Genomic DNA, 11,469 nt, shown 5'->3' with positions numbered 1-11,469 from the left:
ACATACCTCCTGTACGATTGGAGTCGTACATAGGGACCGCGCTTGTACCGCGTGACAGGAAGATGCCGATGGCCACGTTCAACATCCCGCCCGCCCTCGCCGATCCGCCCCCGCCTCTCGCTGAACCGGCGGTCGAAGAGCTGCGCCTGGAGGTCGTCATGGGGGCGCTGAGCGATCCGCTGCGGATGGGGATCGTCCGCAAGCTCCTCCTCGACTCCGAGGACTTCGACCACTCCTGCGGCTGGTTCGGCCTGGCCCGGCCGAAGTCCTCACTCACCCACCACTTCCGCGTGCTTCGGGACGCGGGCCTCACCCGGCAGCGGCAGTACGGACTGGAACGGCGCAGCCAGGTACGGATCGACGACCTCAACGCGCGCTTTCCCGGACTGCTCGACCTGGTGGCCGCCTGGCAGCCGGCAGATGGCGCGGGGAGCGGCGGTGCGTAGGTGTAGTCCGGCGGGAGGGAGTAGGGGGAGGAAGGGGGAGGGGAGGAGGGGGGATTGGTGAGCGGAAACGAGGTTATCCACAGGCTCTGACGCCGTCCGGCGGCCGGGGGTACCTTCGATTCCAGGCGGGGCCCACGAGGGCCGGCTAGACGCGGGGGATGCGGGGGCGAGGCAATGGTCAAGGCGGGTGTCGACGGGGTGGGTACGGCCAGGGTGGGGTCCGGTGGTGCGGGGGCGGCCGGGGCGCGGCTTCCGTACGTTAAGGGGTTCGCTCAGCGGTCCTTGCAGGGCGGGGCGGGGTCGGCGGGACCGGTGGGTGCGGCCGGTTCGACGGTTTCGCCGAAGCGGGAGGGCAAAGCGCTGCGGGCACGCGTCAGCCGTGCCTCGCACGAGCGGTTCGTCGAGGACGACGGCCGTCCCGATCCCGTCGATGCCGTGGAGGAGTCCAACCGCTGCAGGCTCCCCGAGCTCACGCCCATCCGGATGGGCAGGATGGCCGCGTCGCCCTTCGCCTTCCTGCGCGGAGCCGCCGGCCTGATGGCGTACGACCTCGCGCGGACCCCTGTGACGGGGATCGGCGCCCAGATATGCGGTGACGCCCACGCCGCGAACTTCGGTCTGTACGGCGATGCGCGGGGCGGCCTCATCATCGACCTGAACGACTTCGACGAGACGGTGCACGGGCCCTGGGAGTGGGACGTGAAGCGGCTCGCGGCCTCCCTCGTGCTCGCGGGGCGTGAGGCGGGGGCGAGCGAGGACGTCTGCAGGGAAGCCGCGTTCGACGCGGTGGGCGCCTATCGGCGCACGATGCGGCTGCTCGCGAAGCTCCCCGCGCTCGACGCGTGGAACGCCATCGCGGACGAGGAGCTGGTCTCGCACACCGACGCGCGGGACCTGCTCGGCACGCTGGAAAGCGTCTCCGAGAAGGCACGGCAGAACACGAGCGCCCGGTTCGCCGCCAAGTCGACCGAGCGCGTCGAGGACGAGGGCGGTCGCGTGGGGCGCCGCTTCGTCGACGCCCCGCCGGTGCTCCGGCGAGTACCGGACGCGGAGGCGGCCGAGGTCGCCTCCGCCCTCGAGGAATATGTGGGCACGCTCTCGGAGGACCGGCTGCCGCTTCTCGCGCGGTACGCGGTCCAGGACGTGGCGTTCCGCGTCGTGGGCACAGGCAGCGTCGGCCTGCGGTCGTACGTGGTGCTGCTGCTCGACCACCGGGGCGAGCCCTTGGTGCTCCAGGTCAAGGAGGCATGTCCCTCCGCGCTGCTTCCGCATCTGCCCACGGCCGGCTTCACGGTGCCTTCGGTCAGGCACGAAGGGCACCGGGTGGTGCTGGGGCAGAAACGGATGCAGGTGGTCAGCGACTTCCTGCTGGGGTGGACGACGGTGGCCGGGCGGGCTTTCCAGGTACGGCAGTTCAGGAACCGCAAGGGCAGCGTGGACCCGGCGGCGCTGGCAGCCGACCAGATGGACGACTACGGCCGGATGACGGGAGCCCTGCTGGCCCGCGCGCACGCGCACAGCGCCGACCCTCGGCTCATCGCGGGGTACGTCGGCAAGAACGACGAGCTGGACACGGCGGTGGCCGCGTTCGCGGTGACGTACGCGAACCGCACGGAGGCGGACCACACGGAACTGGTCCGCGCGGTCAAGGAGGGGCGGGTGGCGGCGGAGGCGGGGGTGTGAGCGCCGCTCGGTCGGGGTGGTGGTGCGGTGGCCTAGGCTGGACGGGTGACGACCCCGGAAGCCGAGCCCACGCAGCCCCAGACGCCCGACCCCGGGCCCGCGACCGCCGGTCGTGAGGCTCCTGACGGGGCCGGGACGGCGGCGGGGCAGGAGGGCGCCGCGCGGCCGGAGGACCGGCTGGAGAAGGCGGTCCGGGCGGCGGAGCAGGCGCTGATCGAGTACGAGATCGCCGTCGAGACGTTCCGGGTCGAAGTGGAGAACTTCTCCCGGCTCCACCACCAGAAGCTCGGCCCGATGTACGCGCGTCTCGACGAGCTGGACGCCGAGATCGCCGAGGCCCTGGCCGCCCGCAGTGGCGACCCCGAGGACCGGCGCAAGGCGGACGAGGCGCGGGCGCGGGTCATGCCGATGCCGGGGGTCGAGGAGTTGTTCCACGGCTGGATGGACGGCGACGGCCTCTACCCGGAGGCCGCCGCGATGCTGACCGATCAGTCGGTGCGGCCGCCGCAGCGGGTGCGGCCCAGCGACGAGGCCCGCAAGCTCTACCGCGAGCTGGTCCGCAAGTCCCACCCCGACCTGGCTCAGGACGACCAGGAACGCGGTCGCCGCGACGAGTTCATCACGCGGGTGAACGCCGCCTACGCGCGTGGGGACGAGCCCCTGCTGCGTGAGCTGTCCGACGAGTGGGCGGCCGGCCCCGTGGCCGAGCAGCGGTGGCCGAGCAAGAGCGAAGAGCTCTATGCACGCCTTGAGTGGCTCTCCCAGCGCAAGGAGCTGCTCTCCGTGGTCGCACGGGAGCTGGAGGAGGGTGCGATCGGCGCGATGCTGCGGATGGCGCCGGACGATCCGGACCAGCTCCTCGACGAGATCGCCGAGCAGCTGCTCGCCCAGGTCACCGAGCGCGAGGCGGAACTCGCGCGGCTGACCGCCTAGCCCGTCGGGTAGCGTCGGAGGCATGGCTTTCGGATCTCACGTGCCCACGGTCGGCGTCGACGACCTCGCGAGCGGCGACTTTCTTCTTGATGTCCGCGAGGACGAGGAATGGCAGGCAGGCCACGCCGAGGGCGCGCTGCACATCCCGATGAGCGAGTTCGTCGCCCGCTACGGGGAGTTGACCGAGGCCGCGCCGCAGGACGGCAAGGTCAACGTCATCTGCCGGGTCGGTGGCCGCTCGGCGCAGGTCGCCATGTACCTCGTCCAGCAGGGTGTCGACGCGGTGAACGTCGACGGCGGCATGCAGAGCTGGGAGGCCGCGGGCCGGCCCGTCGTCGACGACAAGGGCCGGCCGGGCGTCGTGATCTAGTTCAGCGGCACCGTCTGCAGTTCGGTACTCCAGCCGTTCGCGTTTTCAGCCGTTCGGGACTTCTACCCCTTCGCGTTTCCTCAGCCGAGTGGGTGGGCGGCCAGTAGCTCGCCCAGTGCCTCCTCGTGTGCCGCAGCCGGGCCGAGGGACAGCTCCAGCTGTTTGGCCCATGCGTGGTAGCGGTGCAGGGGGTAGTCGGTGTCGGATCCGAAGCCGCCGTGCAGGTGCTGCGCCGTCTGCACCACTCTGCGTACGCCGTCCGACGCCCAGATCTTGGCGACGGCGACGTCTCCCGTGGCGGGCAGGGCGCCGCTCGCGCCGGTGCTGATGCGCCAGGCGGCCTGCCAGAGGGTGACCTCCATGGCGCGTAGGTCGATGTAACGGTCGGCTGCCTGGACCGCCACCGCCTGGAAGGTCGCGACGGGGAAGCCGAACTGCTCGCGTTTTCCGGTGTATTCGCTGGTCATGCTCAGCACGCCCTCGCCGAGGCCGAGCGCGAGGGCGCAGGTCCCGGTGGTGAGCAGATCGCGCAGCCAGTCCCAGGCCCCTTCGGCCTGGATGACGTCGGCGTCGCCGATCCGTACGGATTCCAGGCCGAGCTCGCCCAGGTGCTCACCATTCGTGGAGACCTGCTCGGCGAGGGTGAGGCCTTGGTGCGCGCGGGGGATCAGGGCGAGGACGGTCCGGCCGGACGATGTGTGGGCGGGCACCACGATGAGGTCGGCGTTCTGTGCCCAGGGCACGGCTGTCTGGGTGCCGTCGAGCAGCCAGTCGTCGCCGTCCTGCCGTGCGGTGACGGCGAGTTCGGCGGGGTCGTGTCCGCTGCGGCCGTTCGCCGCGACGGTCAGGACGAGCTCCCCGCGGGCGGCTCCCGGCAGGATGCGCTGCTTCAACTCGGCGCTGCCGTAGGTCTGTACGGCATACGAGGCGGCGCTGCTCTCCAGGAGTGGGACCCGCGCGAGCTTCCTCGCGGACTCGCGCAGGATCAGGCAGAGGGCGATGGCGTCCAGGCCCGCGCCGCCGTACTCGGGGTCGAGGAGCAGGCTCAGCAGGTCCCCTCCTGCGAGCTTGGTCCACAGCGCGCGGTCGAAGTCCTCGGCGACGGCGCCCGGTACGAGGGCGGGGCTCGGCACTCCGTCGGGCGCGACGGAGGCGAAGAGCGCCTTCGCCGCCTCGACGGCCGCCTGCTGTTCCTCGGTGAAGGTGAAGTCCACTGCTTGTCCTCCCGCGCACCGGCCCGACGATTCTGTCTCTGGTCTGTCTCTGGCTACCGCGCCCGTTGTTTCTGACGGGCCGTCAAGATGAGACGTCAAGATAGAACAGGTTCTACGGGAAGGGAACACACCCGCGCCCGGAGCTCTCAGCGGTCGAAGTCCAACTCCACTGTGTCCGTGGCCGGATGGGACTGACACGCGAGTACATATCCCGCCTCGGTCTCCTCCGGCTCCAGCGCGAAGTTGCGGTCCATCCGCACCTCACCCGAGACCCGGAAGGCCCGGCAGGTCCCGCACACCCCGCCCTTGCAGGCGTACGGCGCGTCCGCGCGGTTGCGCAGCACGGTGTCGAGGAGGGACTCCCCGTCCTGGACCGGCCAGGTGCCGGAGCGGCCGTCGAGCGTCACCGTCACGGTGCTGTGCGCGGGGGTGGTCGCCGTCGCGGCGGGTATCGGGGCGGCGAGGCCGCCGTCCACGTGGAAGATCTCCTCGTGGATGCGCTGACGCGTCACGCCGAGGCCGCGCAGCGTCTTCTCCGCGCCCTGCACCAGACCGAACGGGCCGCACAGGAACCAGCCCGCGACCTCATCGACCGGCAGCAGCGCGGGCAGCAGCCTGCCCAGCCGCTCCTCGTCGAGCCGTCCGGAGTCGAGCCCCGACTGCTGCTCCTCGCGGGAGAGCACCGTGACCAGCTGGAAGCGGTCCGGCCAGCGGTCCTTGAGGTCGGCGACCTCCTCCAGGAACATCGTCGACGCGGCGGTGCGATCGCTTCGGATGAGGCAGAACGTGGCCTGCGGGTCGCGCTCCAGGAGCGTCGTGACGATGGAGAGCACCGGTGTGATCCCGCTGCCGCCGACCACCGCCGCATAGCGCCCGGGTGCCGGCTCCAGCGTGAAGCGACCGGCCGGGGTCATCACGTCGAGAACATCGCCGACGGCGACTTCCTTGAGGGCGTACGTCGAGAAGGCGCCGCCTTCGACGAAGCGCACCCCCACCCGCAGAGTCCGTGGCTCCGACGGGCTCTCGGGGTGGGGCGCGGGGGCGCAGATCGAGTACGTACGCCGGATCTCCGTGCCGTCGACGAAGCGGCGGACGGCGAGATGCTGGCCCGCCACGAAGCGGTACTCCTCGCGCAGGGCGGGGGGTACCTCGAAGGTCAGCGTCACGGAGTCGTCGGTGAGCTGCTCGACCGCCGCTACCCGGAGCTGGTGGAAGCGTGCCATCACAACTCCTTGAAGTGGTCGAACGGTTCACGGCAGGCAGTGCACCTGCGCAGCGCCTTGCAGGCCGTCGACGAGAAACGGCTGAGCAGTTCGGTGTCGGTCGAGCCGCAGTGCGGGCAGCGGACCGAGAGGGTGAGGGGTATCGGTCCGTCGGCGCTGTGCGGGCGCGGGGGCGCGATGCCGAACTCGGCGAGTTTGCGGCGGCCCTCGGCGCTGATGTCGTCCGTCGACCAGGCGGGGGAGAGCACGGTGCGCACGGAGACCTCCGCCATGCCGCGCTCACGCAGGACCTGCTCGATGTCGGCGATCATGGTCTCTATGGCCGGGCAGCCGGTGTACGTGGGGGTCAGCTCGACGTCGACCTTGCCGATGCCGCGGACGTGCACACCGCGCAGGACCCCGAGCTCGGCCAGCGTGATGACCGGTAGCTCCGGGTCGGGCACGGAGCCCGCGAGGGCCATGAGTTCCTCTTCGAGGGCGGTGGTCACCATGACGCCCCCGGGTGGCTGCGGTGCAGGTGCTGCATCTCGGCGAGCATCGGCCCGAAGGATTCGGTGTGCAGCCCCTGGCGCCCCGCGCCCGCGGCCCAGGCCCCTTCCTGGGGGCCGACGGGCACGGTCAGTGTCGCCTTCTCGATGACGGCGGTCACCGATGCCGTCCAACTCTCGCGCAGCGCCTGCCGGTCGACGCTCACTCCTTCGTCCGACCCGGCCGCCCCGTCGAGGCCTTCCACCGGCTGGAACATCTCGCCGGTGAACCGCCAGAGCGCGTCGAGTCCGCGCTCCATGCGCTCATGGCTCTCCGCCGTCCCGTCACCGAGCCGCAGCGTCCACTGCTCCGCGTGGTCCTGGTGGTAGGCGACTTCCTTGACCGCCTTCGCCGCCAGCGGGGCGAACGTGCTGTCCCCGCTCGCCAACTGGCCGTACAGCAACGTTTGGTACGTGGAGAAGTAGAGCTGGCGGGCGATGGTGTGGGCGAAGTCGCCGTTCGGCTGCTCGACCAGCTGGAGGTTGCGGAAGGCGCGTTCCTCGCGCAGGTAGGCCAGTTCGTCCTCGTCACCTGCCAGGGAGAGCAGGACGCGTGCCTGGCCGAGCAGATCGAGGGCGATGTTCGCGAGGGCGACCTCTTCCTCCAGGACGGGCGCGTGGCCCGCCCACTCCCCCAGCCGGTGCGAGAGCACCAGCGCGTCATCACCCAGGGCGAGGGCGGCTGCGGTGGCCGTCGGGGCCGGCGGCGGGGTCACAGGTGCTTCACCCCGTCCGGGATGTCGTAGAAGGTCGGGTGGCGGTAGGGCTTGTCGCCCGCCGGTTCGAAGAAGGAGTCCTTCTCGTCCGGCGAGGAGGCGGTGATCTGTGTGGACGGCACGACCCAGATCGAGACGCCTTCGCTTCTGCGGGTGTACAGATCGCGGGCGTTGCGCAGGGCCATTTCCGCGTCCGGCGCGTGCAGGCTGCCCGCGTGGGTGTGGGAGAGCCCGCGGCGGGAGCGCACGAACACCTCCCACAGCGGCCAGTCGGTCGAGCTGCTCATGCCTTCGCCTCCCCGTGCTTGGCGGCGAACGCCGCTGCTGCCTCGCGCACCCAGGCGCCTTCTTCATGCGCGGTCCTGCGCTGCGTGAGCCGCTGTTCGTTGCAGGGGCCGTTGCCCTTGAGGACCGCCCAGAACTCCGTCCAGTCGATCGGGCCGAAGTCGTGATGCCCCCGCTCCTCGTTCCACACGAGGTCCGGGTCGGGGAGCGTGAGCCCGAGGGACTCGGCCTGGGGGACGCAGATGTCCACGAAGCGCTGGCGCAGCTCGTCGTTCGAGTGGCGCTTGATCTTCCAGGTCATCGACTGCTCGGAGTGCGACGACTCGTCGTCGGGCGGGCCGAACATCATCAGGGAGGGCCACCACCAGCGGTCCACCGCGTCCTGCGCCATCGCGTGCTGGGCCTCGGTGCCCCGGCTGAGGGCGAGCAGGGATTCATACCCCTGGCGCTGGTGGAACGACTCCTCCTTGCAGACGCGGACCATGGCGCGGGCATAGGGGCCGTACGAACAGCGGCAGAGGGGGACTTGGTTCGTGATCGCGGCGCCGTCCACCAGCCAGCCGATCGCGCCCACGTCGGCCCAGGTCAGGGTCGGGTAGTTGAAGATCGACGAGTACTTCTGGCGGCCCGAGTGCAGCTTGTCGAGCAGCTCGTCGCGGCTGGTGCCGAGGGTCTCGGCAGCGCTGTACAGATACAGGCCGTGACCGGCCTCGTCCTGCACCTTGGCCATCAGGATCGCCTTGCGCCGCAGGGAAGGGGCGCGCGTGATCCAGTTGGCTTCCGGCTGCATGCCGATGATCTCGGAGTGTGCGTGCTGCGCTATTTGCCTGACCAGCGAGGCGCGATACGCGTCGGGCATCCAGTCCCGCGGTTCGATGCGCTCGTCGGCCGCGACGGCGGCGTCGAAGGCCGCTTCATGGGCCGCCGTGCGTGCGGCATCGCCTGCTGCCCCGTCCGGCTCGGACCGGGCCGTCTGATGCTCGGCTGCTGTCGCCATCGCGGTCCCCCTCGACCTTTAGCTGGCTACCGACCGATCGTTCGGTTCGTGGAATTCAATGGTGCGGCTCAGCGCCATAGGGTGTCAACCCTGTGGATAACTTCACGGACGCTGTAACTGGCGCGTCGGCATGAGTACCGTTCCGCTGCGACGGGCGGTAGAGAGCCGTGTGACGGGCGGGCCGAGGGGCGCACCAGCGTGCGGGATCGGGAATCGGGGCGGAATGGACGCGAACGACGACAACGCGAACGAGCCGCCGTCCCCATCCTCGGAATTCGTGGCGGTCCCGCCCCCGCCCCCGCCCCTGCCCCCGCCCCCGCCCCGCGCCGGTATCGCAGCCCTCTCCCCGCGCTACCAGATGGTGGCCGTGCTCGCGCTCGCGCTCATCGCCGTCACGGCCTGCGTCCACGTCGGGATGCTCTTCCTCCACGTCGCCCCCGCGAACACCATGACCAAGCAGCACGGGCAGGCCGTCGACGACTGGATCTATCCCGAGTTCGAGCAGAACTGGAAGCTCTTCGCCCCGAACCCGATGCAGCAGAACATCGCCGTCCAGGCCCGCGCCGAGATGCGCACGGACAGCGGATCGACCCGGACCACCGGCTGGTACGACCTCTCCGCGCGCGACGGAGCCGCCATCGACGGCAATCTGCTGCCCAGCCACACGCAGCAGAACGAACTGCGCAGGGCCTGGGACTTCTACGTCGGAGCACACGACGCGCAGAATCGTCCCCGCGGTCTGCGCGGGGAGCTCTCCGAGCGCTACATCCGCCGCATCGTGATGATGCGCATCGATCGTGAGGAGCCCCTCGGTACGGGCGCCACCATCGAGCGCGTCCAGGTCCGCTCCAGGACCACGAACGTGCCGCCCCCCGAGTGGAGCGATGAGAAGGTCTCGACGAAACCGGTGCTCCGCCAGCTGCCGTGGTGGTCCGTGGAACCCGACGACATGCCTCTGGGCAAGGCCCACCAGTCCGAGGGAGATGCCCGATGAACCGCTTCGGCTCCGTGCTCGGACGCGGCATGGAACGGGTCACCGCGTCCGCTCTGGGCCCCTACCAGACCGCCGTGGTCCGCATCGGATTCGCCGCCACCTGGCTGCTCTTCCTGCTGCGCGAACTCCCCCACCGCCAGGAGTTGTACGGGCCCGAAAGCCCGTGGAGCTGGGACATGGCCCAGCAGCTCATCGCGGAGAACGACGCCTTCACGGCCCTGATGTGGTCCGACGGACGCATCTGGTTCGAGGCCGTGTACGCAATCGCCGTCCTGAGCAGCGTCCTGCTGCTGCTCGGCTGGCGCACGCGCACGATGTCCGTGATCTTCATGATCGGTGTGCTCTCGCTGCAGAACCGCTCCATCTTCATGGGCGACGGCGGCGACAACGTCATCCACCTCATGGCCACCTACCTGGTGTTCACGCGCTGTGGCCAGGTCTGGTCACTCGACGCCCGGCGCGCGGCACGCGCGCGTGCGGCGTCTGTCGACAAGGCCGGGCCCGTGCTGTGGTGGGTCCTCGGGCTCGCCCTCTCCTTGGTTACGTTCATGGGGGAGCTCGGCGGAGGCTGGCTGCTGCTCTTCTGGGGTCTGTGGATCGCACACGGCCTGTGGTGGGCCGTCGGCCGGCGCGCGCCCGACGGTGAGACACGCAAGCTGCTCGACGTCATCGTCAAGGTCGCGCACAACGCCGCACTGCTGGTGATCATGGTCGAGGCGTGTCTGATCTATGCGACGGCCGGCTGGTACAAGATCCAGGGCAGCCGCTGGCAGGACGGCACGGCCATCTACTACCCGCTGCGTCTCGACTACTTCTCCCCCTGGCCCGCGCTGTCCGACCTGCTCGCCTCACACGGCCTCATGGTGATGCTGGTGACGTACGGGACGGTCGCCGTGCAGGTCGCCTTCCCCTTCACCCTCTTCAACAGGCGGGTCAAGAACGTCCTCCTGGCCGCCATGATCTTCGAGCACGCGGTCATCGCGGTCGTTCTCGGCCTGCCGTTCTTCTCGCTGGCGATGATCGCGGCCGATGCCGTGTTCCTGCCGACGTCGTTCCTGCGCCGCGTCGGCGGATGGACGGCACGCGCGCGTGCAGCGCTGTTGTCGCGGCTCTCGCGGGGCGGCGCGGTGCCGGGGCAGCGCGGGGCGGACGAGGAACAGGCCGGGGAAACCACCGAGCACGCGCGCGTAGGCTTCCCTTCATGAGCGGGACTTACCAGGGATGAACGGCGCCGTACAAGCGATGAGCAGGACGTGCGCCGGATGAACGCGACCCAGCAGCGTGATCCGGACGGGGCCGTGCGTGACTGGCGGGCGGCCGCCGAGAACTCCGTGCTGCTCGACGGCTTCCATGCCATCAAGCACGCGCTGCGCTTCGGAGCGCTGATCCCCTCGGCACTGACGAGCGACAGGGCCGCTGTCCACGCCCTCGCCGAGGAGCTCGCGCCCGACGTGCAGGACGCCCTGGACGCGCTCCTCGTTCAAGTCCCGGACAGCACCCTGCGCGCCCTCGTGCCGCGTCTGCATCCCACGGGAGTGGCCGCCCTCGCGGTACGTCCTTCCCGTGCGGCCAACCTGGACGCGCTGGCCCGGATGCCCAGGACCGCGCCGGTCGTCGTTCTCGACGACCCCCGCAATCTGGGCAACGCCGGGGCCGTCATCCGGCTCGCCGCGGGGTTCGGGGCGACGGGAGTCGTCACGACGGGCACGCTCGACCCCTGGCACCCCACGGTCGTACGCGGTGGCGCGGGCCTGCACTTCGCCACGGCCGTCGAGCGGATGGACGTCTCCGAGCTGCCGCCTGGGCCCGTCTTCGCGCTCGACGCGGAGGGCGAGGACATCCGCGGCCTGAAGCTGCCGGACGACGCCGTGCTGGCCTTCGGGTCGGAGCGAAGTGGCTTGTCCGCGCAGCTGCGGGCGCGCGCCGACCATCTGGTGTCGCTGCCGATGCGGCCCCAGGTCTCCAGCTACAACCTGGCCACCAGCGTCGGAATGACGCTCTTCCACTGGTCGGCGGGGTCGGCGGGGTCGGCGGGGTCGGCGGGCAGGCCTCCGGGCACGGAGGCCTGAGCCCGCCGCCGG

General features: G+C 70.5%; 13 protein-coding genes. 7 read left to right on the top strand and 6 right to left on the bottom strand.

All coding sequences use genetic code 11. From position 1 onward, the window contains the following. Positions 1–68: 68 nt before the first annotated feature. From ACIBCK_RS30800 to ACIBCK_RS30785, 4 genes are all read left to right on the top strand, one after another. Complete coding sequence (locus ACIBCK_RS30800) at positions 69–446, top strand: ArsR/SmtB family transcription factor (protein ID WP_399395569.1); 378 nt, start codon at positions 69–71, stop codon at positions 444–446. A gap of 174 nt (positions 447–620) precedes the next feature. Beyond that, positions 621–2,129, top strand: a complete 1,509-nt coding sequence (locus ACIBCK_RS30795; RefSeq protein ID WP_399395567.1) for a DUF2252 domain-containing protein — start codon at positions 621–623, stop codon at positions 2,127–2,129. A 45-nt stretch (positions 2,130–2,174) separates the two neighbouring features. Then, positions 2,175–3,062 (top strand): J domain-containing protein, encoded by an 888-nt coding sequence (locus tag ACIBCK_RS30790; protein ID WP_399395565.1) that lies wholly within the window; start codon positions 2,175–2,177, stop codon positions 3,060–3,062. A 22-nt stretch (positions 3,063–3,084) separates the two neighbouring features. Next, complete coding sequence (locus ACIBCK_RS30785; protein ID WP_399395564.1) at positions 3,085–3,432, top strand: rhodanese-like domain-containing protein; 348 nt, start codon at positions 3,085–3,087, stop codon at positions 3,430–3,432. A gap of 80 nt (positions 3,433–3,512) precedes the next feature. On the opposite strand, the gene ACIBCK_RS30780 is transcribed toward ACIBCK_RS30785, so the two are convergent. From ACIBCK_RS30780 to paaA, 6 genes are all read right to left on the bottom strand, one after another. Then, a complete protein-coding gene (locus tag ACIBCK_RS30780) occupies positions 3,513–4,646 on the bottom strand; it encodes an acyl-CoA dehydrogenase family protein (RefSeq protein ID WP_399395562.1) in 1,134 nt (377 codons plus the stop codon). Between the two features lie 146 nt (positions 4,647–4,792). Further along, positions 4,793–5,869, bottom strand: a complete 1,077-nt coding sequence (locus tag ACIBCK_RS30775; protein ID WP_399395561.1) for a 2Fe-2S iron-sulfur cluster-binding protein — start codon at positions 5,867–5,869, stop codon at positions 4,793–4,795. Then, positions 5,869–6,360, bottom strand: coding sequence for a 1,2-phenylacetyl-CoA epoxidase subunit PaaD (gene paaD, locus ACIBCK_RS30770; RefSeq protein WP_399395559.1), 492 nt, complete (start codon positions 6,358–6,360; stop codon positions 5,869–5,871). Before paaD ends, ACIBCK_RS30775 begins: the two co-directional genes overlap by 1 nt. Next, positions 6,354–7,112, bottom strand: a complete 759-nt coding sequence (gene paaC, locus ACIBCK_RS30765; RefSeq protein WP_399395557.1) for a 1,2-phenylacetyl-CoA epoxidase subunit PaaC — start codon at positions 7,110–7,112, stop codon at positions 6,354–6,356. Before paaC ends, paaD begins: the two co-directional genes overlap by 7 nt. Next, the gene (paaB, locus tag ACIBCK_RS30760; protein WP_160506146.1) at positions 7,109–7,399 is read right to left on the bottom strand and encodes a 1,2-phenylacetyl-CoA epoxidase subunit PaaB; all 291 of its coding nucleotides are present in this window, start codon (positions 7,397–7,399) and stop codon (positions 7,109–7,111) included. The genes paaC and paaB overlap by 4 nt, the downstream gene beginning before the upstream one ends. Beyond that, positions 7,396–8,394, bottom strand: a complete 999-nt coding sequence (paaA, locus tag ACIBCK_RS30755; protein ID WP_399395554.1) for a 1,2-phenylacetyl-CoA epoxidase subunit PaaA — start codon at positions 8,392–8,394, stop codon at positions 7,396–7,398. The genes paaB and paaA overlap by 4 nt, the downstream gene beginning before the upstream one ends. 223 nt (positions 8,395–8,617) lie before the next feature. Here paaA and ACIBCK_RS30750 point away from each other — a divergent pair, with 223 nt between their 5' ends. The 3 genes from ACIBCK_RS30750 to ACIBCK_RS30740 are packed head-to-tail and all read left to right on the top strand — an operon-like array spanning position 8,618 to position 11,457. Continuing rightward, positions 8,618–9,388: a DUF5819 family protein gene (locus tag ACIBCK_RS30750; protein WP_399395552.1), complete on the top strand. Its 771-nt coding sequence runs from the start codon at positions 8,618–8,620 to the stop codon at positions 9,386–9,388. Beyond that, the gene (locus ACIBCK_RS30745) at positions 9,385–10,593 is read left to right on the top strand and encodes an HTTM domain-containing protein (protein WP_399395550.1); all 1,209 of its coding nucleotides are present in this window, start codon (positions 9,385–9,387) and stop codon (positions 10,591–10,593) included. Before ACIBCK_RS30750 ends, ACIBCK_RS30745 begins: the two co-directional genes overlap by 4 nt. 57 nt (positions 10,594–10,650) lie before the next feature. Further along, positions 10,651–11,457: a TrmH family RNA methyltransferase gene (locus tag ACIBCK_RS30740; RefSeq protein WP_399395548.1), complete on the top strand. Its 807-nt coding sequence runs from the start codon at positions 10,651–10,653 to the stop codon at positions 11,455–11,457. Positions 11,458–11,469 lie beyond the last annotated feature (12 nt).

The organism is Streptomyces sp. NPDC051218 (genome assembly GCF_044455475.1).
Classification (GTDB): domain Bacteria; phylum Actinomycetota; class Actinomycetes; order Streptomycetales; family Streptomycetaceae; genus Streptomyces.
The sequence above is the reverse complement of the archived record's forward strand: the minus strand, read 5'-3'. Positions and strand labels throughout refer to the sequence as shown.

Bases quoted from the DNA above. Each gene is read 5' to 3' on its own strand.
- paaD (WP_399395559.1), bottom strand. From the start codon at position 6,360: ATGGTGACCACCGCCCTCGAAGAGGAACTCATGGCCCTCGCGGGCTCC.
- ACIBCK_RS30785 (WP_399395564.1), top strand. From the start codon at position 3,085: ATGGCTTTCGGATCTCACGTGCCCACGGTCGGCGTCGACGACCTCGCG.
- ACIBCK_RS30775 (WP_399395561.1), bottom strand. From the start codon at position 5,869: ATGGCACGCTTCCACCAGCTCCGGGTAGCGGCGGTCGAGCAGCTCACC.
- paaA (WP_399395554.1), bottom strand. From the start codon at position 8,394: ATGGCGACAGCAGCCGAGCATCAGACGGCCCGGTCCGAGCCGGACGGG.
- paaB (WP_160506146.1), bottom strand. From the start codon at position 7,399: ATGAGCAGCTCGACCGACTGGCCGCTGTGGGAGGTGTTCGTGCGCTCC.
- ACIBCK_RS30800 (WP_399395569.1), top strand. From the start codon at position 69: ATGGCCACGTTCAACATCCCGCCCGCCCTCGCCGATCCGCCCCCGCCT.
- ACIBCK_RS30750 (WP_399395552.1), top strand. From the start codon at position 8,618: ATGGACGCGAACGACGACAACGCGAACGAGCCGCCGTCCCCATCCTCG.
- ACIBCK_RS30740 (WP_399395548.1), top strand. From the start codon at position 10,651: ATGAACGCGACCCAGCAGCGTGATCCGGACGGGGCCGTGCGTGACTGG.
- ACIBCK_RS30745 (WP_399395550.1), top strand. From the start codon at position 9,385: ATGAACCGCTTCGGCTCCGTGCTCGGACGCGGCATGGAACGGGTCACC.
- ACIBCK_RS30795 (WP_399395567.1), top strand. From the start codon at position 621: ATGGTCAAGGCGGGTGTCGACGGGGTGGGTACGGCCAGGGTGGGGTCC.